Source organism: Neptuniibacter sp. QD72_48 (genome assembly GCF_047778065.1).
GTDB lineage: Bacteria > Pseudomonadota > Gammaproteobacteria > Pseudomonadales > Balneatricaceae > Neptuniibacter.
On sequence record NZ_CP180547.1, the window covers coordinates 1,840,227 to 1,863,868 of the forward strand.

A 23,642-nucleotide genomic window follows, 5' to 3' on the forward strand; every position below is an offset into this window, starting at 1 on the left:
TTATGTTCATCGATTCTCACTGTCATTTGGACAGGTTAGACCTGTCTCCGTACGATAATAATTTTTCTGATATGCTTCAGGCCGCCTTTGACCGTAAGGTTGATGCGATGCTTTGTGTATCTATCGCAATGTCGCAATTTCCTTCAATGTATGAGCTTATTAAGCCGTATGAAAAGGTATTCGCTTCGGTTGGGATTCATCCCTTATCCGCTGCTGAAGAGCAAGTGAGTGTTCAGAAGCTAATTGAGCATGCCTCTCAGCCGAGAGTTATCGCTATTGGTGAAACGGGTCTGGACTATTACTATCAAACAGATACTAAAGAGGCTCAGCAGAAAAGTTTTGAGACTCATCTTGTCTCTGCAGGCGAATTAAAGCTTCCTGTTATTGTTCATACGCGTGATGCGCGCCAAGATACACTGGATATGATTAAGGCGCATGGCAATCAAGAATCTGGTGGAGTGCTGCACTGTTTTACAGAAAGCTTGGAGATGGCAAAAGCTGCCTTAGATATGAACTACTATATTTCATTCTCTGGCATCACCACTTTCCGCAATGCCAGTGAGTTGCGTGATGTTGTTAAAGAGATCCCTCTAGAGCGAATCCTTATCGAGACTGATGCGCCTTATCTAGCACCGGTACCGCATCGAGGTAAGAAAAATGAACCTAAGTATGTGGTTGAAGTGGCTCAGTGTATCGCGGATCTTAAGGGTGTTTCCATTGATGTAGTTGCTCAGCAAACTACTGATAATTTCTACCGACTTTTTAATAAGGCGGATCAGAATGTTTCAATATCCTCCAATTAATTACATCGAACCTGTTTTTAGGCCGCCAAGTGAAGCTCATTCACTGATCCTGCAGGTAACGAATGGTTGTAGTTGGAACAAGTGCACGTACTGTGAAATGTATCGTGCACCACAAAAAAAATTCCGTCCTAAATCTATTGCTGATATCACTGAAGAAGTCATTCGTTGTAGTGCCGCGCTAGGCGCTGTTCGAAAGGTGTTTCTCGCTGATGGCGACGCAATGGCTTTGTCATTTAAGCGCTTGAAAGAGATCTTGCTAGTCATTAAAGAGTACCTTCCAAGCGTTTCTCGTGTATCAGCTTATTGCTTGCCTCGTAATCTTTTAAATATCTCCGTCGAAGAGTTATCTGAGTTACGTGAATTAGGTTTGTCGCTTCTGTATGTAGGTGCTGAGAGCGGTAATGATGAGATTCTTGAGAAAATAGAGAAGGGTGAAACTTTTGAATCGACTAAGGAGGCTCTGCTAAAGATTAAAGCGGCCGGTATCAAATCGTCTGTGATGATAATTAATGGTATGGGTGGAGCAAAATACTCTCACCAGCATGCGATTGATTCAGCGCGATTGGTCAATGAGGTTCAGCCGGATTACTTAGCGACCTTGGTGCTATTTTTTCATCAAGGTGAGGCTGAGTTTGTACAGTCGTTCGGTGATGATTTTAAGTTCTGTAACCAACGCCAGTTGATCGAAGAGATGCAAACCTTTATCAGTCATCTTGATTTGGATAAAACCATTTTTAGAAGTGATCATGCCTCTAATTATCTAGTGCTCAAAGGAGTTTTAGGTCGTGATAAGGAAAAGCTACTTACAATGATTGATGGTGCATTAAATTCTGAAAGTAGTGTATTCCTACGCTCGGAATCTAGTCGTGGTCTATAAAAATACTTCTTCGGTTTATTGAAAGAGTTCATATTGAGTACTAGAGAAGTACTTACATAATTGCTTACAACTTATATACTTTGGTATTAAATGATTTTATTGCCAATATTTAGGGGTAAAAAGCAATGAGACGTCCAGTTCGAGTAGCCGTAACCGGTGCCGCAGGTGCTATTAGCTACAGTTTGCTGTTTAAGATTGCTGCTGGTGAAATGATGGGTAAAGATCAGCCTGTAATTCTACAGCTGATTGAACTACCGCAAGCAATGGATGCACTTCGTGGTGTCGCAATGGAATTGATGGATTGTGCATACCCGCTTCTTCATACCATCACCCTGCATGACAATGTAGAAGATGGTTTTAAAAATGCTCACTATGCATTGTTGGTAGGTGCTAAACCACGTGGTCCAGGCATGGAACGTAGCGATCTACTTGAAGAAAACGCCGCTATCTTTGCTCGTCAGGGTAAAGCGCTAAATGATTTTGCGAACCGTGATGTAAAAGTACTTGTTACGGGTAACCCAGCAAACACTAATGCGCTTATCGCTAGCCGAAATGCGCCGGATTTAAGCCCGTCTCAGTTTACCTGCTTAACTCGTTTGGATCACAACCGTGCAAAAGGAATTTTAGCGAACCATTGCGGTGCTACCACACGAGATATCGGCGGAATCATGATTTGGGGTAACCATTCTCCAACTCAATACCCAGATTTGCACCAGGCAACGATCCTAGGCAAGCCTGCTATGTCCCAGATCGACACTTCTTGGTACCGAGATGAGTTCATCCCTAAAGTGCAAAAGCGTGGTGGTGAGATTATCGAAGCGCGTGGCCTGTCGAGCGCAGCATCAGCAGCTCAAGCGATTGTTGATCAGATGCGTGATTGGGTGCTTGGTACAGAGCCGGGTGAAATCATCAGTATGGGTATCTTAAGTGATGGAAGCTACGGTATCGCAAAAGGTATCTTCTATTCATTCCCAGTGCGCTGTAACTACGGTCGTTACCAAATCGTTCACGATATCGATGTAAACGATTTCAGCCGTCAACGTTTAACAGCGACTGAGCAAGAATTGCTTGATGAAAAGCAGATCGTTGACCACTTGCTACCAAAAGAAACTGAAGCTTCTCATCAGAATCTATCTATCTGCTTACGCTCAGGCGTAACTCTGTATGCTGACAATGCAGGTCCTGATGCTGAAGATAAGTTCATGACAACAAACAGGGTAATGTAGTTTTAACGATTACTAATCTGTTAAAGTGCCTCTTCATCTGAAGGGGCATTTTTTTTATGGTAAAGCTACTTACAGTTAATACAGGCCATCAAGGGCTATTTGAGTTTACGCGCGAGTTGCAACAATTGGTTGAAGGTAGCGGTATAACTGAAGGGTTGTGTACGTTACTCATACAGCATACTAGCGCTAGTTTAATTATTCAGGAAAATGCAGATCCGAGTGCTAAGCATGACTTGGAGGCTTGGCTAAACCGTTTGGTGCCCGAACGAGATTCCCTTTATACCCATACGTTAGAAGGGGCCGATGATATGCCGGCACATATTAAGAGTGTTCTGACGAGTCCTTCTCTGTCAATCCCGGTCTTGAATGGTCGGTTATGTTTGGGTACTTGGCAGGGTGTATATTGTTGGGAGCATCGCCATTGCTCATCTTGCAGACAAATTGCTGTACATATTGATTAGGTTATCTTAAAAAGCTTTAAATATATAAGGCACAAAAAAAGCTGCATTTGCAGCTTTTTTTATTTTTATCGGGCTTAGAACTCTTCTGTTGTTTCCATTGGGGTGACGCTTTGTAGCATCTTTAAGAGATCTAACAGAATAATTAAAATGCTGTTGTAGTAGCATACGCCTTGAACAAAACGTTTTGTGGTTTCTTCACCAGTAGCATTAGGCGCACGATCGATATCGTTCTGAGGAAGATTAATTACTTCGTCAACGCTATCAACCACTAATCCAACAACTTCTTGCTCATTGTACTCAACAACGATAATGCGCGTATCATCATCGGGTTCGTGTGGGCTCAAGCCAAACATCTGACGTGTATCGATAACAGTTACAACATTACCACGCAGATTGATGATACCCAGAATGAAATAGTCTGAACCAGGCACTGGGGTAATTTCGCTGTAACGAAGTACCTCTTTAACCTGAACTACATCAACGCCGTACAACTCATTATCGACCTTGAAGGTTGCCCATTGGTGATAGATGACTTCTTCTTGATTGCTGCGTTTAGTATCACTTGCTTCTTGGTGCAAAGCTTGCTCAGCTTGTAACGATTTAAGGTGTTCAGCTGCTGCTTCTAGACCCATAATGTTCTACCTATCCTGTTTGCTACAACTAAGGACTCTTAAGGTAAAAAGAGTGCTTTTTTATATTTCGAGTATCCCACAGCTTTAAAATGCATAAAAGTAGGGAGATAGTGTTTTGTTACAGCATAGACTAGCAATGCTACGGTTTAAACCGTACAGATCAAAAAAAGTAATTATTTCAGCTGGATGGAGTAAATTTATTTAACCGCTATAGACAGTTATCAGGTTTAGGTAAGCCGGAAATTTTTGCAATCAATTTCGCAGGGCTGCCAGGGAAAAGCTTCATCAGATAGATACTTTTTCCTTTGTCTTTACCTAGCTTAAGTGAAACCGCTTTGACTAGAGGTCGCATAGCTGGAGAGAGCTGATATTGTTCGTAAAAGTCACGAATAATATGAATGATCTCCCAATGATCTTGGGTTAAATTCAGCCCTTCATTTTCGGCTATAGAATTAGCAACTGATTCATCCCAGTCATCTAGGTTTCTGAGATAACCTTCTTCATCAAACTCGATAGTCATATTAAAACCAGCTAACAACTTTGTTCATTTTGCAGCTTAGTTCTACAAACTGCTCATCTGTTGCCAGTGTAAAGCGTGTGCTTAACTTATCAGTTATACCTCGCGCGCTTACATCAGGCTCTAATGCAAAGAGTTTACAGCTCTCAGGTAAGTCAGAGAAAAGAGATGCATTGGCAGATAGCGCGGCATAGACGCCGTCTTCAATTACTAGAACGGTGTCTTTTTCTTTAACGCTCGCAAGCATTCTGTTTAAAAGTTGCGTGTTGTTATGAGATTTATTTAATAGATGTAAAATCATATTAGAACGTCAATACAGTATCGTGGCTTTCAAGTAGTTTGCTTAAGTCGTTCTGAGTGATTATTTGAACAGGCAAACCAAGATCAGTTTCTGAGAGCGTGTTAGCTGCAAGATCTTCAGCACAAACAAATATCTGTTCAATATCGTACATTGGCAGTGCGCTAAGCATTGATTCAATATTTTTATGGCCTGTTTGCTCAGTGTTGTGGCTTTTAAGGAGTTGGAACAGACCGTCCCCTAAAAATGCCAAACTGATGGGCATCTCGAAAATAGAACAGGTTAAAGCAACATCTAATGCCTCGCGTGCGAAACTTGTACCGTAAGGTGCATGTTGATTTAGGATTAATACAGATTTTTTATCACTCATCATCAAGCCCCAAATGTAACTACGCGATCTGAAACGGCAATAGCTTCTGCTAACTGACCAAGACCTGAGAGTTCAAAGCCTTTAGCAATGTTTCCACACGGTTTTTCATAGCGTTTAGCTTCATTGTCATCTAGTACGCCTCGCTTTATTGCTGCTGCAATACACACAACAAGGTCTAGATCGTATTTGGTTGCCAAGGCTTGCCACTCTCTAGGTAAATGGGTTTCGTCCTGTGGTGGGGCGATTAGAGAATTAGCGAGATTAACGCCATCGGCATAAAAGAACACTCGATACAGCTCATGGCCTTGCTGCAAGAGTGTTTTAGCATAACGTAATGCTGTCGCTGCCGATTGACTGCTAGAGGGTGAGGCCTGAATGACTATTGAGAATTTCATTGGATTGCTAAAGCCTATAACGAAAAAGCCCCGCAATCTTATCAAAGAAAGCGGGGCTTTTTTATATATTTACGAACTACTTAGTCGTCGCTTAAGAAGCCAACAAGGCTTAGTAGGTGGATAAATAGGTTATAAATATTCAGGTATAAGCTAACAGTCGCCATAACGTAGTTAGTGTATGTGCCGTTAACGATGTTGCTAGTGTCGTAAAGAATAAAGCCACACATTAGCAGCACGACAAGGGCAGAGAATGCTAAATGAAGTGCGCCTAGCTGTACGCCAAATAAAGGCAGTACAAACAAAGCAACCATTGCAATCAGAGCAACCATCATACCAGCAGCCAAGAAGCCGCCCATGAAGCTAAAATCTTTCTTACTTGTTAGAACGTAAGCAGATAGGCCGAAAAAGGTTAGGGCGGTCATGCTTAGTGCTGTTGTTACGATCTGGCCGCCATTTGCCATTGCAAGATAGCTATTGATCAGTGGCCCAAGGCCAAAGCCCATCATGCCAGTGAACAAGAAAACCAAAGGAATAGCTGCAGCGCTATTTTGTTTCTTGTTTAAGATAAATAGCATTACAAAACTAAGAATGAAGCTGCCGATATAAACAAAAAACGGCATCTGAAGCATCATAGAGATGCCAGCAGAAATAGCGCTTACAACCATTGTCATGGCTAGTAGCATGTATGTGTTACGAATAACTTTGTTCGTCTGCAGCACGGACTGTTCGGAACGAGCATCGTAAGTATTTACGTTACGCATGATATCCTCGAAAAAGATTTCCCTATTAAGTTTCTCTATATATAAGTATTTTAGTCGGTTTTTCAAGCCCTTTACATAGTTTTAGTGGGGGGTAGAATCTCCCGCTCATACTAAAACGACCTTTGTTATGACTGATCTTGATATTCTCTTTGAAGACGAGCATTTAATTGCAGTTAATAAGCCTTCTGGTTTGTTGGTTCACCCAAGTTGGATCGCACCTCGTGGTACACCTAATTTAGCATCCATGCTGAAAAGCTATTTCGATGGTGGTAGTCCTTACACCATTCATCGTTTAGATCGACCAACCTCTGGGGTTATTTTATTTGGTAAAAACAAAGAGATAGCGCAACAAATGAATCTAATCTTTGCAGAAAGAAAGATTAGTAAAACTTATCTCTGTATGTGTCGTGGCTACACTCTAGAACAGGATGTCATTGATTACGCGCTGAAAGAGCAGTTAGATAAAATAGCTGATAAGCACGCAAATCAAGATAAAGAACCCCAAGAAGCGGTTTCAAATTATAAGCGTTTAGCGACTGTTGAAATTGATATGCCAGTAGGACGGTATGAAAAATCCCGCTATTCACTGGTGGAAGTTAAGCCTGAAACAGGAAGAAAGCACCAAATCCGTCGTCATATGAAGCATATCTTTCATCCAATCGCGGGTGATACCAAACACGGTGACAATAAACATAACAAAGCTTTAAAGCAGGAATTCGATCTTCAGCGCTTGATGCTAATGGCGACTGAGCTGGAGTTTATTCACCCTGTAACAGAACAAGCTCTAAAACTGACTGCACCAGTCGATGAATATTGTGATCAATTGTTTAGCGGCTTTGGTTGGTCAGGATTGTACCCAATAGGTAAAACTGAGCCTTAGCAATAGCCTGTACTAAATCAATTAATATCTATTTTTTGAGGCTTGAGCACAATTTATCGGCCATAAGCCAGTATTCATGGGGATTGGGGCTAGGTTTTTTATAAAAGCTATGCTCTAATCGCGCATTATTAAGATGGTAATTACGGCCTTTTTAGACGGTAAACATTGATGACCCAAGAACAAAGCATTTCCGCGCTACTTTCTCAGAAAAACGGCAACATTCGTATCGGTATTATCGGTGCAATGGATGAAGAGGTGGAGCTATTAAAAGCTGCACTGGAAGAGAGAGAAGACCATGAAATAGCTGGGTACTTACTTTTTACAGGTAAGTTACATGGACACGATATTGTTTTGCTTAAATCTGGTATCGGTAAAGTCAACGCGGCTATTGGAACTACTATTCTTCTTCAGGCATTTAAACCTGATTGTGTTATCAATACAGGTTCTGCTGGTGGTTATGATCCAGAACTCAATGTTGGTGATATCGTTATTTCTTCTGAAGTTCGTCATCACGATGTGGATTTAACGGTATTTGGCTACGAATATGGCCAAGTGCCACGTCAGCCTGCAGCATTTACTCCAGACGCGACTTTGGCAAAGGTCGCTGAACGTTGTATTGAGCGCATGGACGGAATGACTACTACACGTGGTTTGATCTGTACAGGCGATCAGTTTATGAACGATCCTGAGCGTGTAGAACGAAAACGAAAGCTGTTCCCTGAAATGAAAGCGGTTGAAATGGAAGCTGCTGCAATTGCTCAAACATGTCATCAATTTAATACGCCGTTCATCGTGATTCGTGCTTTGTCAGACATCGCAGGTAAAGAGTCTGGCGTGTCATTCGACCAATTTCTTGTGACTGCAGCTAAACATTCTGCAGAAATGATCATCGCAATGATTGATGAGTTGGCTTCCAACTGATACAAATAAGGCCTTTGTAACATGTAGCAATTATAAGGGCCTTAAATGACTACCTCTTTTTACCCACCTGTACGTACCCTGATGGGCCCTGGACCATCAGATGTAAGCCCTCGAGTTCTATCGGCGATGGCTCGCCCAACAATCGGTCACCTTGATCCTGAATTTATCCGCATGATGGATGAAATCAAAGAGATGCTGAAAAACCTTTTCAAAACTGATAACGAATTAACAATGCCTGTATCTGCGCCTGGGTCAGCAGGAATGGAAGCGTGCTTTGTTAACTTGGTTGAGCCGGGTGATAAGGTGATCGTTTGCCAAAACGGTGTTTTTGGCGGTCGTATGAAAGAGAATGTAGAGCGTTTTGGTGGCGAATGCATTCTTGTTCAAGATGAATGGGGTCAGCCTGTGGATCTTGAAAAGGTTAAAGCTGCGTTTGCAGACAATGAAAATGTTAAAGCTTTGGCTTTTGTCCATGCGGAAACATCTACGGGTGTCCGTTCTGATGCAAAAGCACTTTGTGAATTAGCTCGGGCTAACGGCGCTCTTACTATTGTTGATGCTGTAACGTCCCTTGGCGGTGTAGAAGTTGACGTTGATGGCTGGGGTATTGATGCAATTTACTCCGGTACACAGAAGTGCCTTTCTTGTCCTCCTGGTATCTCTCCAGTGAGTTTTAGCCAGAAAGCAGTTGAGGCTATCCAAAACCGTACAAGCTCTGTTCCTAGCTGGTTCTTAGATACGAACCTTGTAATGGGATACTGGGGTGGTGGCGGAAAGCGTGCTTATCACCATACAGCGCCTGTGAACTCTCTATATGCGCTGCATGAATCTCTTGTAATGCTTGAGGAAGAGGGCCTTGAAAATGCTTGGGCTCGTCATCAGAAGCTGCATTTGGCACTACGTGCGGGTCTTGAAGCAATGGGTATCGGTTTCCTAGTTGATGAAGATTGTCGCCTGCCACAGCTTAACTCTGTCATCATACCTGATGGCGTTGATGATGCTGCTGTGCGTACAGCGCTACTGAAAAATTACAATCTAGAGATCGGTGCGGGCCTTGGTGCTTTGGCTGGTAAAGTATGGCGTATCGGTTTGATGGGTACTGCATGTACTCAGCGCAATATTATGTTGTGCCTAGACGCTCTAGAAAACACACTTGCTGAGATGGATGCACCAATTAAAATTGGTGTTGCAGCTCAAGCAGCAGCTGCAGTATTGGCTGAATAAGTTATTTAAGCCATGGATCATCGGTCCATGGCTTATTTTAATGTCTGGCTAATTAAAGCAATTGATTCAGGGTGGTCCCACTCTTTACCGCCAAGAATTGTATCAATCAGCTTTCCTTCTTTATCGAACAATAATGTCATCGGCAGTCCTTTAATGCCAAATTCATTAAAAGAACGATTTTTCTCATCAAGTAAGATCGTAAACGTTAATTCGGTATCAAGTTCCATTAAAAAACTGGAAACAGATACAGAATCCTCACCGGCATTGATCGCCACAATCTCAAAGTCTTGATCGGCAAAATGCTCCTGGAGTCTCTGCATGGATGGCATCTCTTTGATGCAAGGCGGACACCAAGTTGCCCAGAAATTAAGTAGAACGACTTTTCCTTTGTAATTCGCTAAAGAAACCGTTTCGTGATCTGTGTTTTGAAAGCTCAACTTATAGAGTTCGCTTTGTGCTACAGCAGTGGCAGAAGTGGCAAAAAGGAAAATGGAAATAAGTGCTGATTTTAAGAAGGACATACGTTGCTCTCGATAGATACAGTGCGGATGATAGCAAAATAGCAATTTAAAAAGTACGAGATGGTGTTTGCTGTTTCATCCTTTATACTCTGAGCCTATAAAGAATAAAACAGTTCAATCTAGATGGGATAATAAGAATGAAAGTTGCATTTATAGGTTTGGGTGTCATGGGATACCCGATGGCAGGGCATTTAGCGCAAGCAGGTCACGATGTTACGGTTTATAACCGCACGACTGCTAAATCAGAGGCATGGATTGAAGACTATAAAGGCAGTTTTGCTTTAACGCCTGCAATGGCAGCTCAGGGGGCAGATATCGTGTTTACCTGTGTTGGCAATGATGATGATTTAAGGGCTGTGACATCAGGCGAGCAGGGTGTGTTAAGCACAATGCAAGCGGGTTCCATTTTGGTGGATCACACTACAGCATCTGCTGAAGTTGCCCGAGAGCTGTCGGAGCTGGCAGGAGAGCAAGGCGTAGGCTTCTTCGATGCTCCTGTATCAGGAGGTCAGGCAGGTGCGGAGAATGGCGTTTTAAGTATTATGGTTGGCGGTAATGCTGCTAACTTTTCTATTGTTGAGCCAGTTATGGATTGTTATGCAAAATCTACGCGTTTGCTTGGAGAGGCGGGCTCTGGGCAATTAGCGAAAATGGTAAATCAGATTTGCATAGCTGGGTTGGTGCAAGGCTTAGCTGAAGGAGTTCACTTTGCCAAAGCTGCAGGTTTGGATGCTGCACAAGTTTTCGATGTAATTCAACATGGTGCTGCTGGATCTTGGCAGATGGTTAATCGCCATCAAACTATGATTGATAATGAATTTGACTTTGGTTTTGCTGTTGATTGGATGCGTAAAGATCTAAATATCGTTCTAGATGAATCCCGAAAAAATGGTGCAAGACTGCCTGTTACTGCATTGGTAGATCAATTTTATGCTGATGTTCAACAAATGGGTGGTGGGCGCTGCGACACCTCGAGCCTTCTCATACGTTTAGAGGGCGACAGAAAGAAATAACCGCAATTTATCAATGGTTTTTATGGGCCATTGATGGATAGACACAGGCTGGTGGCTCTATATAATTGCCCGCGATATTTCTTTATTACTACTACAAAATATCTAGGACAGTTCTATGGATAAATATAACCTAATCTCTGTTGCTCCAAGTCTTGCGATTGTTGCAGCAATGATCATTGGTACATTTGTTGGCGTTAAAGTAATCAAAAATATGATTGCTAAAGATGCAGCGGCTGCAGACAAGTAAGTTGTAGCTTTGCCGGGAACCTCAATTGAGCAACCCGGCTAATTTTTCCTACCAATCGTCCGGCACAACAAACCCTCTATCTAATTCTTTTCCTGTTTTATCAAGTCTAGCCACTAGTATGGGTCGGTCAGCTTTTGATAGCTCCGTCTTTAAATCTGCATAATCTAAAAGATTCGATTGATCCGCAATGAGCCAGTGGGGCTTGATCATGATGGTGTAAAAGTCTGAGTCATTAATATGACTAAGCGCGTTCTGTCTAAGCCACCAGCCCTGTAGGTGACTTGGATTGATTGCGGGATGAAATTCTGTCCTAGTGCCAAACTCAGCAAAAGGATGAAAGAGATACCCCTGTACCAACATGACAAATATGGAAGGGGACAAGCCTTCACTTTTGCATGCATGGATGCCCTGAGTTGTTTTAGAAAGTTTGAGTTGATGTTCGATCATCCTCTCATACTTAATATCTAACCGGTCCCTCTTTCCCGGACCGATAAAATTGTGAAGTTTGGTGCCTGAGCCTACTCTTAAATAGTATTTAATTGCGCATTCTAGATGGAAATCCCCGGTCAGGGAGCGGCCAATAAAATCAAATTCGCCAAGTGTTCTCCTGTCCTTAAAAATCTTTATATTTCTTTTAATATCAGTTAGATATCTGTCATTTTTAAGAATGAAGTTAACTATATTCTCATAATATCCGCCAAGATTTCTTGCTATGAAAGTTGAGTAATTAATCGCTACTGACTTTGGTTTATCGTTCTCTAGCAGGTCTTGAAAAGAGGTAAGGCTTTTCGGCGTGTTTATCAGAGAAGGGCTATTGAAAACCCAGTCAATATCATTCTCCATGTTGAGCGCTCTTGTCTTTGGGTGAATTGATATGCAGTCGATTCGTCGTAATCTAAGACTTTCCTTTTTACATCAACTGTTGAAATGCTTAAAGTATGCTGCAAACACGATGGGATTATAAATAAGGGTATACGATGACCAGATCAACAGATAATAACGTCCCTTTAAGCGAACAAAACCGTGATGTTCTGTTATCAGAATCAGACATTAATAATATATTGGTTAATGGTGCACAAATCTCATTAACTAAACTTCGTAAAGCACAAAGTACAGATGCTCAGCTTTGCTACTACGCAGAAATCGGTGTTTACCTAGAGGTATCGCTTTCTCGTGGGGCCGGTATTACTGAGTCGACTATGGAGACTCTGCAAGAAATTCATAGAATTGCTACGCATGAATACATGGATAACCGTAAGCTATTGTCCAAGGTAGAACAGTAAGCAGTGTCAGAAAATACCCCAGCAGAAACATTTGATGCTAGCGCCTTTTTGAAGCAACTCACAAAAAGGCCTGGAATCTATCAAATGTACGATGCAGACAATGAACTTCTGTACATTGGAAAAGCCAAAAACCTTAAAAACAGAGTTTCTAGTTACTTCCGCTCTTCAGGTCTCAGCTTAAAGACTCGTGCGTTGGTTGCGAAGATAGCTGACGTTCAGGTTACTATCACTAATAGTGAAACTGAAGCGTTATTGCTTGAGCAAAACCTGATTAAGCAGCATCGGCCGCCCTATAATATCCTTCTCCGTGACGATAAGTCGTACCCATATATCTTTATCTCAGATAAAGACGATTATCCTGCAGTACGATTTAGTCGAGGAGCAAAGCGTAAAAGCGGTAAATACTTTGGCCCATTTCCAAGCGGTGGGGCAGTCCGCGACAGTCTTAATCTACTTCAGAAGATATTTAAGATTCGTCAGTGCGATGATAGTTTTTATAAAAATAGATCACGCCCTTGCCTTCAGTATCAAATCAAAAGATGCACAGCGCCTTGCGTAAAAGCTATCTCTAAAGAAGATTATCAAGATGATATTCGCCATGCCTCTATGTTTTTAGATGGTAAAAACAACAAGGTTATGGATGAGATTGCTAGTCAGATGGAAAGCGCCTCCGCTGACCTTGAGTTCGAAAAGGCTGCACTTTATAGGGATCAGCTGATCAGTCTGCAAAAAGTGCAAGAGCAGCAGTATGTAATCGGAATGCAAGGAGAGGCTGATGTTATTGGATGTTCAGTCCAGCCTGGCGGGGTCTGTATACATATGCTGTTTGTCCGTGGCGGACGAATTATCGGAAGCAAGGCGCACTATCCCAAGGTATCTATAGAAGAAACCTCTAGTGAAATTGTGTCGGCTTTCGTTGCGCAGTGGTATTTGGGTTCGCAACGCGAAATACCGGCATATATTGTTTTGCCAAGCGAGGTTGAAGATAAAGATTGCTTGCAGCAAGCGATCGAAGAGTTATCAAATAAAAAGGTAGTGCTTTCGCATACGGTTAGAGGTGAGCGAGCAGCATGGCAGAAACTAGCAAATACCAATGCTGAGCAGCAGTTAGGTAGTTATTTAGCCAACAAAAAGAATATCAATAACCGTTATCTAGAGCTGCAAAGTCTCTTGGATCTTGATGAGGTTCCGCAACGGTTAGAGTGTTTTGATATTAGTCACAGTTCAGGTGAAGCAACAGTTGCCTCGTGTGTAGTGTTCGATAGGAATGGGCCGCTTAAATCAGATTACAGGCATTTTAACATCGAAGGAATTACTCCAGGTGATGACTATGCAGCAATGCATCAAGCTTTACTCAGGCGTTATACGCGTCTTAAGAAAGGAGAGGGTAAATTACCCGATATCCTGTTAATAGATGGCGGTAAGGGGCAGGTCACTCAAGCAATGGAAGTGCTGGACGAACTAAGTATATCCGGCGTCTTAGTTATTGGTGTGGCTAAGGGCCCAACTCGTAAGGCTGGATTTGAGGTTCTTATTTCGGGAGATACGGGTGAAGAGACTGTTTTAGAGAGTAGCTCTGCAGCTTTACATCTAATTCAGCATATTCGTGATGAAGCACATCGATTTGCCATTACAGGACACCGTGCTCGTAGAGGTAAGGCTAGAAAACGCTCAGTTTTAGAGGATATTCCCGGTGTGGGGCCTAAACGAAGAAGAGAATTGCTAAGACATTTTGGTGGAATCCAAGAAGTAGAGCGCGCCAGTGTTGAAGAAATTGCAAAAGTCTCTACCATAAGCAAAACAATTGCCGAAGAAATCTATGCGGCACTCCATCCTGATATTTGAATGCCAGATGAATATACCCAATATACTTACATCGTTACGTATTGTTTTAATTCCTGTCTTTGTGCTGATCTTCTATTTGCCTTATAGCTGGGCGCCTATTGCTACAGGTGTGGTATTTGCTGTTGCTGGCTTTACTGATTGGTTAGATGGTTATTTAGCGAGGAAGTTGAATCAAACCTCTCCCTTTGGCGCGTTCTTGGATCCTGTTGCGGATAAGTTAATGGTAGCTATTTCTCTGGCTCTATTAGTTGAAAGCTATGCGTCATGGTGGATCACAATTCCGGCGATCGTAATTATCGGTAGAGAGATTGTGATATCAGCTCTACGTGAGTGGATGGCTGAAGTAGGACAGAGAGCGAGTGTGGCTGTCTCTTATATCGGGAAGGTAAAAACAGCACTACAGATGTTGGCGATTATGCTCATGATTGTTACAGAGCCCTACACGACAATATCGATAGCAGGGATTGTTGCACTGTATCTAGCAGCAGCTTTAACTTTATGGTCTATGTATCAGTACCTTAGAGCTTCTTGGCCTGCTTTATCTGAACAGATGTAAGTGGTTAATAATTAAGCAGATTTTTTTATAAAATATGTGTTGACTTATAATCGGGGCTCTCTATAATACGCACCACATTGTTACAGCAGAGCGGGAATAGCTCAGTGGTAGAGCACAACCTTGCCAAGGTTGGGGTCGCGAGTTCGAACCTCGTTTCCCGCTCCAAATTCTAAAGTAACAATATTGAGGCGCGGTGGCAGAGTGGTCATGCAGCGGACTGCAACTCCGTGTACGCCGGTTCGATTCCGACCCGCGCCTCCATCCTTGCCCGGGTGGTGAAATTGGTAGACACAGGAGACTTAAAATCTCCCGCTCGCAAGAGTGTACCGGTTCGAGTCCGGTCCCGGGCACCACTTGTGGTAATAAATCTCTAGATCCTCTTTCTGCTTTTTACATTCCCTAGGTTCTGTCTCTCCTGTTTTTATCGCTCTTGTTGCATACCTGTCGGCATTTACTTTGACCTTATTTCATAGTGTCATGTCGTCATGCTGCCTAAACTTGTTCATTTTTCATGTTGCTAGGGCTGCATTCTATCTGTGTGATTTATATGGTCTTTTTAGTTCTGTTTGAAATCATTGTTATAGTCTCCTCAATTATGGGCTTTAGTTATCTTGAATTGTTTAAATATGGGTCTATTATTGCTGATGTTAAGTGAATAACCTTGTTAAAGATAAGGTTTGTTGTTTTTGCTTAAGAGCATTGGGCAATCAATAAGGCAGTCGTTGCTATAATTAAACGATGTCGAGGGATATAAACAACGCGCAGGAAAGGGAGTTCAGAGATATTATGACAGATCTTCCAAAAGGCATATTTATACTCGCTGTAGCTGGGGTGATTGGATATCAAGCAATCAAGGCGCTTGATATGGATTATCTTGCTCAATCACCGAGTTCACCTGTAGCAACAAGCAATACTTCGAAGAGCTCTCTGAGTGACGCCCAAAAAGTAGAGGCTGTGTTGGCGGGGGCTGATCCTACTGATGTGTTTGAATCAACAGCGGCGGGTAAGAGCCTTTCTGTTGCTTGTGATAGTGGATTTATCGCTGGTGATATCAATAAAAACCGCTTTTCTAGAATTAGTTACGCATCAATTACTGAGAGAGGGATAACCTATATTCAGGTATCGCGTTATTCGCCAACCTATCTAGTTCAGGAGCATTATCAGGCTGTTACAGCTACAGAGGTGAGTAAGGTTCCTGACAGTATAAAAGCAGCGTTGCAGGCTAAGATAAGCAACCCTCAAGGTTGTAGCTCTCAGGATTTGTATCTCTCTCAGATAAATTATCTCAAGTAATAATCTACTAAGTTGTATTAGCTGGAAAAATAAAGCCCTTCACTCCGTGTGAGGGGCTTTGTTGTTTATGGGCTTTTAGTTGGAGATTTTGTGCATAAGTTGGGCGGTATCGAGCATTCTGTTTGAAAACCCCCATTCATTGTCATACCAGGCAAAAATTTTGATCGTATTTTGATGGGTCATGGTTTGCGTTGCGTCGAAAATGCAAGATTCGGGACGGTGATTGAAATCAATAGAGACGAGGGGCTTATCATTATAGGCAACAATTCCTTTGTAGCTTTGGTTTGATTCTGTTCGGATTAAGTTGTTTAGCTCGCTTGCTGTGCAGTGGTTTTTTAGAGTTGCGCTTAGGTCTACTAAAGATACATTTGAAGTTGGGACTCGCACAGCTATGCCTGAGAGCTTTCCTTCTAGTTCGGGTAAAACGAGTCCTACAGCAGTGGCAGCGCCAGTCTTGGTTGGAATCATGGAGCTGGCAGCTGATCTTGCTCTATACAAGTCGCCGCTAAAAGCATCCATTAAATGCTGGTCGTTGGTGTAGGCGTGTATGGTTGTCATTAAGCCTGATTCGATGCCGAAGTGGTGGTTGATGATCTTTGCTAGCGGTGCAAGGCAGTTTGTTGTGCATGATGCATTAGAGATTATTGTGTGGTTGGGCTGAATTGAGTCTTGGTTGACGCCATAAACGATGCAGGCATCTGCATTTTTGGATGGTGCTGATATTAAGACTTTTTTGGCGCCGGCCTTTATGTGCTCAGATGCTGATGCTCTGTCGGTAAATAGTCCTGTGCATTCAAATACAATATCTATATCAAGTTGGTCCCAGGGTAGGGCGCTGATGTCTTTTTCTCTGAAGACCTTTATGGTATCTCCATTGACGATTAAGGAGTCGTTCTCGGCAAGAACATCGTATCTGAAACGACCGTGTATGCTGTCATATTGAGTTAGATGTGCATTTACCTGAGGGTCGCAAAGATCGTTGATGGCGATTATCTGCAAATTTTTACCTAGGTGAGATTCATAAAAGGCGCGTAGGATGTTTCTGCCTATTCTTCCATAACCGTTGATCGCTATTTTTGCCTTCATAGTACTTCCTTATCATGCAGTTAGGGTTACTTTCAGCGTAGCTCATCTGGCATTTACGGCAATATAAAAATTGAAAGAAGGTTATATAGGGTTATAATAATACGTATTATTTAATACATATTGAATATTATATGAAACACAATACGCAAGATTTGGTTAAAGAGGCTGCTGATAAGCTTTTGCGTGAAGGTGTAAAGCCGACGCAGCAAAATATCAGGGATCGTATTGGTACAGGTTCAATTACAACCATCAACAAAGCCTTAAACATTTGGTGGTCTGAGCTTGGGCTGCGGCTTGATGAGGTCGGGCGAACACCGAACCTTCCGGAACCAGTTGCTAATAGTGCTCATAAGCTTTGGCTGCAGGCGCTTGCTTATGCGAATAAGGAGCTTGATGCGCAGAGAAGTGCTTTAGAAAGCGAATTTGCTGAAAGATCGAGGCAGTTATCTAAGGCTTCTTCTGTTGATCATGGAGAGCTAAAGGAGCTAAGAGCGCAATGTCTTCGCTTATTACAAGATAATGAAAGGCTTTCTAATGAGAAGGGCGAGGGTCTTCTGAAGATTGCGGAGTGCGAAACGCAGCTTATCGAGAGTCAGTCGGAGATATCTAGACTAACTAGGGAGTTGAAGCAGGCAGAGATAATGTCTGAGGGAAGTTCTAATATTGATCAATACATTGAGGTCCAAGTCGAGAATCGTACGCTTCAGGAAGAGAATAAAAGGCTGAATAGGGCTGTTGATACTCTTGCTAGCGAGAAGGCCGAGTTGCAGCTAGAGGTCATAAAATTAAAGCAACTACTATCGGGTTCTTAAAATCCTAAAGTAGTGATGCTATATATTATTAACGATGTTAATCTTCACTAAGCTTTGTGCGAAATTGATTCATAGCTTGGCGGCTATATCTCTAATAAAATAACGCTCACTACTGGCGAACTAATTTCTATCTATTTATAGGTAACAATCTGAAATGGATATAGTTTTAACAGAATTGGCACAAGATCAAGAAATTATTGATGCTTTGCATCAGTGTGGACTTGATGATGCTGTGTGCTGTAATAGTGAGCAAGACTTCAAGCAAGCTAAAGCTCTTCTTCTTAAAGTAAAGCTAAAGAATGTAACAATCCAGCTTCTTGATGATGATGGCTATGCTATTAAGCAGGTAACAAGTAAGCCCAAAGATCCAAGAATAGCACGCGAACAACTTAATGGCCGGCAAGTGGCAGTTGTTAAGGCGCTAGAAAAGGTCCTTAGGCATTGCAAGAAAGAAGGCGTACAGCTTGTAGGTTATAGTGATGAGCTAGTTGCTCTGCCTGCCCATATTCCAGTTGAAGAAATATCGAATGCTGGAGCTATGGATATTGAAAGTTTTGATGTATATAAAGGTGCTGATGCAATAGCGCCTTCAAGCGATATATAGAATAATAAATTCATACAAATCAGATGATTAGGCTGAAGAATTAAGCTGAATTATCTATTGGCAGCCTTATTATTAGGAAGCGAACATGTCGACCCCAATTAAAATTTTGCTTGTAGATGATCACCCTCTAGTTAGGGCTGGATTTCAGCGCCTACTGATATCTGATGAAAGCATTGAAATTGTTGGGGAGGCAGATAATGGACAATCAGCGTGCGAAATGTACACGCAGCACGAGCCTGATGTGGTCATTATGGACCTCAATATGCCAGCAGATTCAAATCCTGAGGATGCTACAGCTAATAACCTCAACGGTGGTCTCGAGGCTATTCGGCGTATTATATCGCGAGACCCAAAAGCCAAGGTGCTTGTATTGACGGCAATGGAGACGGATCCTTTTCCGGCTCACGTTGTTAATGCAGGGGCTAAAGGCTTTTTGACTAAAAGGTGCGCTCCTGATGAGCTTTTAGAGGCTGTTAAGGCGATTTATAAGGGTGAGGAGTACATTACCGAAGAGATACGCTCACGAATCAATGGAGACTCTTCTGGTGAATCATCTTTAGGCAGTCTTACGAAACGCGAGTTGCAGATATTTTCGTTGCTGGCTGAGGGTCGGACGGTAGCTATAGTCGCTGAAGAGATGTTTTTGAGCCCTAAAACCATTCATGCTCACCGCACAAACATCTTCAGAAAATTAAAAATTAGCAACAATTCTGAGTTAGTTCACCTCGCAATTCGTCATAACATCGTCCAAGCTTAAGGTAACTCTCTTAAAAGAGGTTGCCGATATGAGCGTACTGGACTTTACAGAGTTACACTTAGAAACCGAGTTTCTTTGGAATGAAATTTCTGTAGGCGATAGCGTAATGCTTGATGCTGATCTATACGAATCCAATAGCTGTAAACTCCATAAGTACCAGCCTTATGAAGTTCTGGCTAAAATGCACTGTATGGCGCCAGAGCCATCTGTATTAATCGTCGAGTCTGATGTGACTGGCGAGTTCATAAATCTTCATCCAGCGCTATTGTGTAGCTACCAATCAGCAGAAACGCCTGTTACGCATTCGTAATTTTCTTTTCTTATTTTCATTTTGTATTTCTGCTTTAGTGTTTGTTTAGGGTGTTTTTTCTCTAGCCGGGGCTGGGTGCTAATCACTGCAAATGGCTGGGCTTAAGGTGTTCCTATTAGGGCTATATGTCGTTAGATTTCTATTATGTTTCAGGCATTAAAAGCTGTTTTTATTAATTCATAAGCAAGTGCTTGCAAGGCTTATAGGTGTTGTTATCTTTGAATATCCTATTTCGCATAATATATATTATGTTAAATAGAGTGTTTGTATATGTAACTATGGCTATCGCCTACTTTGTGTAGATACATATTGAGCATATAACCTTATATGCGGAGTTAAAATTATCGTGCGGAGAGCGTTGCTAATTTTAGTTTTGTGGGTAAAGTGTCGAAAAGATCAACGTAGCGCACGCTGTTCTATATCATCCTTCATAGGGATTCTTATGAATCGTTCTGCATTCCGTCTCAGAAGTCAGAATCCATCTCTTTGATTTCGATATGCTGCTTTGTTTGCTTTCCTAGGCTGTAGTCATAAATGTACTTGGCCAATTGCTCACCATTGATCAAAACCAAATTGGTAGACCCATTAAACCATCAGCATTAGCAATTGCACCTGAGTTGTATGAGGATGTTGTCATGAAGACTTCCTTGTTGGATTGGGCAGCTGCTAGTGCACCTACAAACTTCTGAACCTCTTTACGTCCTACGGTGTTTGCTTCTGGCATAGCGTTTTACCTGGATATGAATCTTCCCTAAGGCAAGGACGTCTTCTTTAATGATTCCGTCTATACCACCCACAGCATCTATGATTTGGTCATAAATGGACTGGCGTATGCTCTCATACGCAGTATTAAGCATTTCTTGAGGTGTCTGATAGCTTCTGGGCAGAATCGCCTGATTCGAAATCTACGCCCTCCACTGCCTTTTTAGCCTTTTGATCATTTGCTATCAGTGAGACGACATAAAGCCATTCGAAATGGCTGAGATTGGATAATTTTGATTCCCTTTCACGATGTTCATAACCGTATCATAAGGGAAGTCGTACTCAATCAGCAGAACCAATGGATGGTTATGCATTGAGAAGAACCTATCGGCATCACTTCAAAAGATTCCCCAGTTCGGAAGCTCATGAGTATCGTCGTTATCCAGTAGCCCCAAAGCGCTACCTGATGCGGGAAATATTCTTTCCTTTAGCCAAACCTTGTAATAGATCTCGTATACGTTCGGGCGATGCGACCCCTTGTTCAAAGTGTACTCTTTTACCGCTTCTGCTGAAGAACAGCAGGCTGACATGGGGTACATTATGCTGCAGTGCAAATTCCCGGCCTTTCTTTGATGCGATATTTGCCGTCTTAAACTGCACAGTTGAGGCAAAATCAGGAAGAACGCTATGGACATTATTCTTTAACTGGCGGCATAACGAGCAGTTAGGGTCATGGATCTGCACCACCGTTGGCTTACCATTACCGATAACCGACAGGTCATACTCCAGCTGCTTCTGCTGACTAAAAACAGTAATCGCGATGGCTAAAATTCCAAATATTGTCGATACGAATAGACCACGGCGTATAACTCGCTTCCAATTTAGTTTTCGCTTAACTGGATTCATTTTCTTTTGCGTTGACGTTTTTCCTGACTTTCTTTTCTTTGCCATCTTTACCTCTACTTACCGCGCAATTTCACAGCGACCGCCTAATCGACGGTCACCTTAATCGAGAAAGATCAGAAACTCAGATCTCCGCTCTTTCATCCGTTTCAAGGAAAGAATGATTCCAGTTAAGTACACCCTTTTTATCCCTATCCGTTGGTAACGCTTTGACCTTAAAGGCATTCAATAGTTCAGGTATAACAACCATGCTCTGGATATTCGAGATGCAAAACTGTATTTAGGGAATTTGGAGTCGAACAGCGTTTCTAATCGGTAGCTGTCCTTTTTACATGAAATGAAGGTAAAACCGAGGGTGGAAAGAAAGCTTTAAAGCCCTTTAAATTCCAGCCCTCAGTTCTGAGGAGTATCTATTGACTAGAGTGTTTTAAAATGGAATGTACTAATTTAACGCTTCCCCTTCATTGGGTTCATTTGCATCTAAAGGTGGCACGGGTGTTTGTAGTTCGTCGCTGTCTGAGCTCTTGGCAAGATCAATCATAAGTGAGAAGTTTTTCATAGATTGGAGATGGATGTAGATCATCTCCAGCTCGCCACTTTGCGCCAACTCAGATAGCGTATCACCAGGTAGCGCGTTTAATTTCGCACGGTTAATACCTAAAAAGCCTGTTAAAGACATCTGTTGGCCGGTATCCAATGCGACTTTGGCCTGCATCGGTTCAAATAGATCTAACTCTTTAAGTTTATTAGCAAAGGTTTGAGTACGCTTAAAGTGTGCTTGGTATTCTTCGACAAATGATAAAACACCGTTTAGGTATTGTGTTCTTTGCCCTTCAGCATCGAATAATCGTTCGCCAATTCCTTCCTGATTAAAGCCAGTAAAGCTTTCATCGATACATAGCATCAACGTTCCGCCGTCATCTGTGGTGGAAAACACAAATGGGTAGCGACGTACGAAGGCAGGGATATACTTAGCTTTCCAGTTCCCTTCATCATCAACAAACATATTTCGTTCATCTGATACACCTAATATGGCTACAGGAAGTACATCTGCGCCAGCTTGAGCGAAAACGATAGGGTATTCCTGAGCTGCATTTGGAAATTCCACAGCCATTAGGGGAACAGAGTTAGTTAGTTTGGCGTATTCGTAATTTTTACCAATTTTGACAGACCAATCGCGGTGTTTGGTACTGGATACAGGCACTGCATTTGTATAGAACAACAATTGCTTACTCACGACATTCCCTCCGTGATATTCATTTGTGAATGGTAACGGGCCATTAATAATCATCACAAACGGCAATAGTGAGTTTTAACGTTAGAAACGTCTATTTTTATGCCGTAGGGAACATCTGGTCATTATCGTTTTTTATGGCCCTCGATAACTATAGCCAAAGATAGCCTTTAGTCAGGTTATTTCCTTTTAATTATTGGTTATTCTTTGTGCTTATGTTCCCTTACAAATATTCTTAAAACTCAGCTAAAACAGCTCTATTCCGATGTATCAATAGCGGAGATAGCCTCGGTTTCGTTTGGATTGAATGTGATGTTGCATCTCACTCCGCTCGGAATAGTTAGTTCTGGGTTTGATAGTTCTAAGCGCACCCCAAAAGTATCGCTGGCAGGATCTACGATCTTATCTACCACGACCACTTCTGCAGGGTGAGCTTTTGCGCCTGGATATTCTGGAAGAACCGTGGCTTCCATTCCTACAGTGATTTTCCCGTAAAAGTCGACTGGGACGATCAGTTCAACATTCAGAGGGTCAACTTCAGCAACCTGTAGAATAGGACGGTTATCTACTGATTCCCCTAAAGAGATCTTTCTGTCCACGACGATCCCATTCAATGGGCTTCTAATAATTCTTCTGTCATAAAATTTTTGAGCCCTTTCAAGTTCAATCTCTGCTATAGCCTGTCTGTTTATAGCTTGCTTAAGTTGTAAGTTAGCTTTTGAATAATTAGTTCGCGCTTCATCCAATAATTGAGCTGAAATTGCTCTCTTTTTATGTAGCTCTTTGATTCTTGAGAGTTCTCTACTAGCGAAGTTTAGATCTGCTCTCCTTTCAGATACTTCGGCAGTAATGCTTGCTCTGGTTTTTGCTAGTTTAACTGTTACCTCTTCAATATCTGCGTCTAGTTTGGCGATCTCTTGACCCATAGTGATTAGATCACCCCGATCAACTAATAGCGCTTCAACTACACCCTGCTCCCTAGTACTCACATCGGCTAATGAATGAGGCTTAATGAGGCAATCGAAGCCTTCCAATTTATCATCTGCATATGAACTCGGTATTTGGCTTATAGCCAAGAGTATTCCCAAGTGGAGCAAGAGGCTTTTCATAA

General features: G+C 42.2%; 31 protein-coding genes and 3 tRNA genes. 20 read left to right on the plus strand and 14 right to left on the minus strand.

Annotation, left to right across the window (positions count from 1 at the left end):
• The first annotated feature begins 2 nt into the window (after positions 1-2).
• The 4 genes from ACMXYX_RS08235 (at position 3) to ACMXYX_RS08250 (ending at position 3,367) form a co-directional block, all read left to right on the plus strand.
• Complete coding sequence (locus ACMXYX_RS08235; protein ID WP_415906810.1) at positions 3-803, plus strand: TatD family hydrolase; 801 nt, start codon at positions 3-5, stop codon at positions 801-803.
• Positions 781-1,680, plus strand: a complete 900-nt coding sequence (locus ACMXYX_RS08240) for a radical SAM protein (protein ID WP_415906811.1) — start codon at positions 781-783, stop codon at positions 1,678-1,680. Before ACMXYX_RS08235 ends, ACMXYX_RS08240 begins: the two co-directional genes overlap by 23 nt.
• A gap of 125 nt (positions 1,681-1,805) precedes the next feature.
• Entirely contained in the window at positions 1,806-2,906 is a 1,101-nt protein-coding gene (locus ACMXYX_RS08245; protein WP_415896239.1) for a malate dehydrogenase, read from the plus strand.
• Positions 2,907-2,962: 56 nt separating this feature from the next.
• Positions 2,963-3,367, plus strand: coding sequence for a secondary thiamine-phosphate synthase enzyme YjbQ (locus ACMXYX_RS08250; RefSeq protein WP_415896238.1), 405 nt, complete (start codon positions 2,963-2,965; stop codon positions 3,365-3,367).
• A 74-nt stretch (positions 3,368-3,441) separates the two neighbouring features.
• On the opposite strand, the gene ACMXYX_RS08255 is transcribed toward ACMXYX_RS08250, so the two are convergent.
• The 6 genes from ACMXYX_RS08255 to ACMXYX_RS08280 form a co-directional block, all read right to left on the minus strand.
• Positions 3,442-3,999, minus strand: coding sequence for a chemotaxis protein CheW (locus ACMXYX_RS08255; RefSeq protein WP_415884602.1), 558 nt, complete (start codon positions 3,997-3,999; stop codon positions 3,442-3,444).
• Positions 4,000-4,207: 208 nt separating this feature from the next.
• Positions 4,208-4,519 (minus strand): TusE/DsrC/DsvC family sulfur relay protein, encoded by a 312-nt coding sequence (locus tag ACMXYX_RS08260; protein ID WP_415896237.1) that lies wholly within the window; start codon positions 4,517-4,519, stop codon positions 4,208-4,210.
• A 1-nt stretch (position 4,520) separates the two neighbouring features.
• Entirely contained in the window at positions 4,521-4,817 is a 297-nt protein-coding gene (gene tusB, locus ACMXYX_RS08265) for a sulfurtransferase complex subunit TusB (protein ID WP_415896236.1), read from the minus strand.
• Between the two features lies 1 nt (position 4,818).
• A complete protein-coding gene (tusC, locus tag ACMXYX_RS08270; protein ID WP_415884605.1) occupies positions 4,819-5,184 on the minus strand; it encodes a sulfurtransferase complex subunit TusC in 366 nt (121 codons plus the stop codon).
• 2 nt (positions 5,185-5,186) lie between these two features.
• A complete protein-coding gene (gene tusD / locus ACMXYX_RS08275; protein ID WP_415884606.1) occupies positions 5,187-5,579 on the minus strand; it encodes a sulfurtransferase complex subunit TusD in 393 nt (130 codons plus the stop codon).
• An 80-nt stretch (positions 5,580-5,659) separates the two neighbouring features.
• A complete protein-coding gene (locus ACMXYX_RS08280; protein ID WP_415884607.1) occupies positions 5,660-6,340 on the minus strand; it encodes a Bax inhibitor-1/YccA family protein in 681 nt (226 codons plus the stop codon).
• A gap of 127 nt (positions 6,341-6,467) precedes the next feature.
• Between ACMXYX_RS08280 and ACMXYX_RS08285 the strand changes: the two genes are divergently transcribed.
• The 3 genes from ACMXYX_RS08285 to ACMXYX_RS08295 all read left to right on the plus strand — a co-directional run bounded on the left by ACMXYX_RS08285 (position 6,468) and on the right by ACMXYX_RS08295 (position 9,365).
• Positions 6,468-7,220, plus strand: coding sequence for a pseudouridine synthase (locus ACMXYX_RS08285; protein ID WP_415898226.1), 753 nt, complete (start codon positions 6,468-6,470; stop codon positions 7,218-7,220).
• A 168-nt stretch (positions 7,221-7,388) separates the two neighbouring features.
• On the plus strand, positions 7,389-8,141 hold the full coding sequence (mtnN, locus tag ACMXYX_RS08290; RefSeq protein ID WP_415884609.1) for a 5'-methylthioadenosine/S-adenosylhomocysteine nucleosidase: 753 nt from the start codon (positions 7,389-7,391) through the stop codon (positions 8,139-8,141).
• Between the two features lie 45 nt (positions 8,142-8,186).
• Positions 8,187-9,365, plus strand: a complete 1,179-nt coding sequence (locus ACMXYX_RS08295) for a pyridoxal-phosphate-dependent aminotransferase family protein (protein ID WP_415898225.1) — start codon at positions 8,187-8,189, stop codon at positions 9,363-9,365.
• 32 nt (positions 9,366-9,397) lie between these two features.
• Here ACMXYX_RS08295 and ACMXYX_RS08300 read toward each other — a convergent pair whose 3' ends face one another.
• On the minus strand, positions 9,398-9,886 hold the full coding sequence (locus ACMXYX_RS08300) for a TlpA disulfide reductase family protein (RefSeq protein ID WP_415884611.1): 489 nt from the start codon (positions 9,884-9,886) through the stop codon (positions 9,398-9,400).
• Positions 9,887-10,023: 137 nt separating this feature from the next.
• Here ACMXYX_RS08300 and ACMXYX_RS08305 point away from each other — a divergent pair, with 137 nt between their 5' ends.
• Both ACMXYX_RS08305 and ACMXYX_RS08310 read left to right on the plus strand, forming a co-directional pair.
• Complete coding sequence (locus tag ACMXYX_RS08305) at positions 10,024-10,899, plus strand: NAD(P)-dependent oxidoreductase (RefSeq protein WP_415898224.1); 876 nt, start codon at positions 10,024-10,026, stop codon at positions 10,897-10,899.
• A 115-nt stretch (positions 10,900-11,014) separates the two neighbouring features.
• Positions 11,015-11,146 carry a hypothetical protein gene (locus ACMXYX_RS08310; protein WP_415884613.1) on the plus strand — a complete coding sequence of 44 codons (132 nt, stop codon included), beginning with the start codon at positions 11,015-11,017 and terminating at the stop codon, positions 11,144-11,146.
• Positions 11,147-11,194: 48 nt separating this feature from the next.
• On the opposite strand, the gene ACMXYX_RS08315 is transcribed toward ACMXYX_RS08310, so the two are convergent.
• Positions 11,195-11,989, minus strand: coding sequence for a DUF1853 family protein (locus tag ACMXYX_RS08315; protein ID WP_415898223.1), 795 nt, complete (start codon positions 11,987-11,989; stop codon positions 11,195-11,197).
• 134 nt (positions 11,990-12,123) lie between these two features.
• On the opposite strand from ACMXYX_RS08315, the gene ACMXYX_RS08320 reads away from it, so the two are divergent.
• The 7 genes from ACMXYX_RS08320 (at position 12,124) to ACMXYX_RS08350 (ending at position 16,123) form a co-directional block, all read left to right on the plus strand.
• A complete protein-coding gene (locus ACMXYX_RS08320; protein ID WP_415884615.1) occupies positions 12,124-12,429 on the plus strand; it encodes an excinuclease ABC subunit C in 306 nt (101 codons plus the stop codon).
• An 84-nt stretch (positions 12,430-12,513) separates the two neighbouring features.
• Positions 12,514-14,274: an excinuclease ABC subunit UvrC gene (uvrC, locus tag ACMXYX_RS08325; RefSeq protein WP_415906812.1), complete on the plus strand. Its 1,761-nt coding sequence runs from the start codon at positions 12,514-12,516 to the stop codon at positions 14,272-14,274.
• Between the two features lie 7 nt (positions 14,275-14,281).
• Entirely contained in the window at positions 14,282-14,830 is a 549-nt protein-coding gene (pgsA, locus tag ACMXYX_RS08330) for a CDP-diacylglycerol--glycerol-3-phosphate 3-phosphatidyltransferase (protein WP_415884617.1), read from the plus strand.
• Between the two features lie 90 nt (positions 14,831-14,920).
• A tRNA-Gly gene (locus ACMXYX_RS08335) sits at positions 14,921-14,995 on the plus strand.
• A gap of 22 nt (positions 14,996-15,017) precedes the next feature.
• Positions 15,018-15,091: transfer RNA gene (locus ACMXYX_RS08340), tRNA-Cys, on the plus strand.
• A 5-nt stretch (positions 15,092-15,096) separates the two neighbouring features.
• Positions 15,097-15,183 (plus strand) — tRNA-Leu (locus tag ACMXYX_RS08345).
• A 433-nt stretch (positions 15,184-15,616) separates the two neighbouring features.
• Positions 15,617-16,123 (plus strand): hypothetical protein, encoded by a 507-nt coding sequence (locus ACMXYX_RS08350; protein ID WP_415898221.1) that lies wholly within the window; start codon positions 15,617-15,619, stop codon positions 16,121-16,123.
• Between the two features lie 75 nt (positions 16,124-16,198).
• On the opposite strand, the gene gap is transcribed toward ACMXYX_RS08350, so the two are convergent.
• Complete coding sequence (gene gap / locus ACMXYX_RS08355; protein WP_415898220.1) at positions 16,199-17,209, minus strand: type I glyceraldehyde-3-phosphate dehydrogenase; 1,011 nt, start codon at positions 17,207-17,209, stop codon at positions 16,199-16,201.
• 131 nt (positions 17,210-17,340) lie between these two features.
• Between gap and ACMXYX_RS08360 the strand changes: the two genes are divergently transcribed.
• The 4 genes from ACMXYX_RS08360 (at position 17,341) to ACMXYX_RS08375 (ending at position 19,692) form a co-directional block, all read left to right on the plus strand.
• On the plus strand, positions 17,341-18,021 hold the full coding sequence (locus tag ACMXYX_RS08360; RefSeq protein WP_415906813.1) for a DNA-binding protein: 681 nt from the start codon (positions 17,341-17,343) through the stop codon (positions 18,019-18,021).
• Between the two features lie 154 nt (positions 18,022-18,175).
• Complete coding sequence (locus ACMXYX_RS08365; protein ID WP_415884621.1) at positions 18,176-18,625, plus strand: response regulator; 450 nt, start codon at positions 18,176-18,178, stop codon at positions 18,623-18,625.
• An 85-nt stretch (positions 18,626-18,710) separates the two neighbouring features.
• Positions 18,711-19,382 carry a response regulator gene (locus ACMXYX_RS08370; protein ID WP_415898218.1) on the plus strand — a complete coding sequence of 224 codons (672 nt, stop codon included), beginning with the start codon at positions 18,711-18,713 and terminating at the stop codon, positions 19,380-19,382.
• Positions 19,383-19,410: 28 nt separating this feature from the next.
• Entirely contained in the window at positions 19,411-19,692 is a 282-nt protein-coding gene (locus tag ACMXYX_RS08375) for a hypothetical protein (RefSeq protein WP_415906814.1), read from the plus strand.
• 562 nt (positions 19,693-20,254) lie between these two features.
• Here the strand turns inward: ACMXYX_RS08375 and ACMXYX_RS08380 are convergent.
• The 5 genes from ACMXYX_RS08380 to ACMXYX_RS08400 form a co-directional block, all read right to left on the minus strand.
• Positions 20,255-20,416, minus strand: coding sequence for a restriction endonuclease (locus ACMXYX_RS08380; RefSeq protein ID WP_415898217.1), 162 nt, complete (start codon positions 20,414-20,416; stop codon positions 20,255-20,257).
• Between the two features lie 223 nt (positions 20,417-20,639).
• A complete protein-coding gene (locus ACMXYX_RS08385) occupies positions 20,640-20,768 on the minus strand; it encodes a hypothetical protein (RefSeq protein WP_415898216.1) in 129 nt (42 codons plus the stop codon).
• 85 nt (positions 20,769-20,853) lie between these two features.
• Positions 20,854-21,345, minus strand: a complete 492-nt coding sequence (locus tag ACMXYX_RS08390) for a thioredoxin domain-containing protein (RefSeq protein ID WP_415906815.1) — start codon at positions 21,343-21,345, stop codon at positions 20,854-20,856.
• A gap of 394 nt (positions 21,346-21,739) precedes the next feature.
• Positions 21,740-22,534, minus strand: a complete 795-nt coding sequence (locus ACMXYX_RS08395) for a SapC family protein (RefSeq protein WP_415898214.1) — start codon at positions 22,532-22,534, stop codon at positions 21,740-21,742.
• Between the two features lie 254 nt (positions 22,535-22,788).
• Positions 22,789-23,640 carry an efflux RND transporter periplasmic adaptor subunit gene (locus ACMXYX_RS08400; RefSeq protein ID WP_415898213.1) on the minus strand — a complete coding sequence of 284 codons (852 nt, stop codon included), beginning with the start codon at positions 23,638-23,640 and terminating at the stop codon, positions 22,789-22,791.
• Positions 23,641-23,642 lie beyond the last annotated feature (2 nt).

Bases quoted from the DNA above. Each gene is read 5' to 3' on its own strand.
- ACMXYX_RS08235 (WP_415906810.1), top strand. From the start codon at position 3: ATGTTCATCGATTCTCACTGTCATTTGGACAGGTTAGACCTGTCTCCG.
- ACMXYX_RS08240 (WP_415906811.1), top strand. From the start codon at position 781: ATGTTTCAATATCCTCCAATTAATTACATCGAACCTGTTTTTAGGCCG.
- ACMXYX_RS08245 (WP_415896239.1), top strand. From the start codon at position 1,806: ATGAGACGTCCAGTTCGAGTAGCCGTAACCGGTGCCGCAGGTGCTATT.
- ACMXYX_RS08250 (WP_415896238.1), top strand. From the start codon at position 2,963: ATGGTAAAGCTACTTACAGTTAATACAGGCCATCAAGGGCTATTTGAG.
- ACMXYX_RS08255 (WP_415884602.1), bottom strand. From the start codon at position 3,999: ATGGGTCTAGAAGCAGCAGCTGAACACCTTAAATCGTTACAAGCTGAG.
- ACMXYX_RS08260 (WP_415896237.1), bottom strand. From the start codon at position 4,519: ATGACTATCGAGTTTGATGAAGAAGGTTATCTCAGAAACCTAGATGAC.
- tusB (WP_415896236.1), bottom strand. From the start codon at position 4,817: ATGATTTTACATCTATTAAATAAATCTCATAACAACACGCAACTTTTA.
- tusC (WP_415884605.1), bottom strand. From the start codon at position 5,184: ATGAGTGATAAAAAATCTGTATTAATCCTAAATCAACATGCACCTTAC.
- tusD (WP_415884606.1), bottom strand. From the start codon at position 5,579: ATGAAATTCTCAATAGTCATTCAGGCCTCACCCTCTAGCAGTCAATCG.
- ACMXYX_RS08280 (WP_415884607.1), bottom strand. From the start codon at position 6,340: ATGCGTAACGTAAATACTTACGATGCTCGTTCCGAACAGTCCGTGCTG.
- ACMXYX_RS08285 (WP_415898226.1), top strand. From the start codon at position 6,468: ATGACTGATCTTGATATTCTCTTTGAAGACGAGCATTTAATTGCAGTT.
- mtnN (WP_415884609.1), top strand. From the start codon at position 7,389: ATGACCCAAGAACAAAGCATTTCCGCGCTACTTTCTCAGAAAAACGGC.
- ACMXYX_RS08295 (WP_415898225.1), top strand. From the start codon at position 8,187: ATGACTACCTCTTTTTACCCACCTGTACGTACCCTGATGGGCCCTGGA.
- ACMXYX_RS08300 (WP_415884611.1), bottom strand. From the start codon at position 9,886: ATGTCCTTCTTAAAATCAGCACTTATTTCCATTTTCCTTTTTGCCACT.
- ACMXYX_RS08305 (WP_415898224.1), top strand. From the start codon at position 10,024: ATGAAAGTTGCATTTATAGGTTTGGGTGTCATGGGATACCCGATGGCA.
- ACMXYX_RS08310 (WP_415884613.1), top strand. From the start codon at position 11,015: ATGGATAAATATAACCTAATCTCTGTTGCTCCAAGTCTTGCGATTGTT.
- ACMXYX_RS08315 (WP_415898223.1), bottom strand. From the start codon at position 11,989: ATGGAGAATGATATTGACTGGGTTTTCAATAGCCCTTCTCTGATAAAC.
- ACMXYX_RS08320 (WP_415884615.1), top strand. From the start codon at position 12,124: ATGACCAGATCAACAGATAATAACGTCCCTTTAAGCGAACAAAACCGT.
- uvrC (WP_415906812.1), top strand. From the start codon at position 12,514: ATGTACGATGCAGACAATGAACTTCTGTACATTGGAAAAGCCAAAAAC.
- pgsA (WP_415884617.1), top strand. From the start codon at position 14,282: ATGAATATACCCAATATACTTACATCGTTACGTATTGTTTTAATTCCT.
- ACMXYX_RS08350 (WP_415898221.1), top strand. From the start codon at position 15,617: ATGACAGATCTTCCAAAAGGCATATTTATACTCGCTGTAGCTGGGGTG.
- gap (WP_415898220.1), bottom strand. From the start codon at position 17,209: ATGAAGGCAAAAATAGCGATCAACGGTTATGGAAGAATAGGCAGAAAC.
- ACMXYX_RS08360 (WP_415906813.1), top strand. From the start codon at position 17,341: ATGAAACACAATACGCAAGATTTGGTTAAAGAGGCTGCTGATAAGCTT.
- ACMXYX_RS08365 (WP_415884621.1), top strand. From the start codon at position 18,176: ATGGATATAGTTTTAACAGAATTGGCACAAGATCAAGAAATTATTGAT.
- ACMXYX_RS08370 (WP_415898218.1), top strand. From the start codon at position 18,711: ATGTCGACCCCAATTAAAATTTTGCTTGTAGATGATCACCCTCTAGTT.
- ACMXYX_RS08375 (WP_415906814.1), top strand. From the start codon at position 19,411: ATGAGCGTACTGGACTTTACAGAGTTACACTTAGAAACCGAGTTTCTT.
- ACMXYX_RS08380 (WP_415898217.1), bottom strand. From the start codon at position 20,416: ATGCCAGAAGCAAACACCGTAGGACGTAAAGAGGTTCAGAAGTTTGTA.
- ACMXYX_RS08385 (WP_415898216.1), bottom strand. From the start codon at position 20,768: ATGCATAACCATCCATTGGTTCTGCTGATTGAGTACGACTTCCCTTAT.
- ACMXYX_RS08390 (WP_415906815.1), bottom strand. From the start codon at position 21,345: ATGGCAAAGAAAAGAAAGTCAGGAAAAACGTCAACGCAAAAGAAAATG.
- ACMXYX_RS08400 (WP_415898213.1), bottom strand. From the start codon at position 23,640: ATGAAAAGCCTCTTGCTCCACTTGGGAATACTCTTGGCTATAAGCCAA.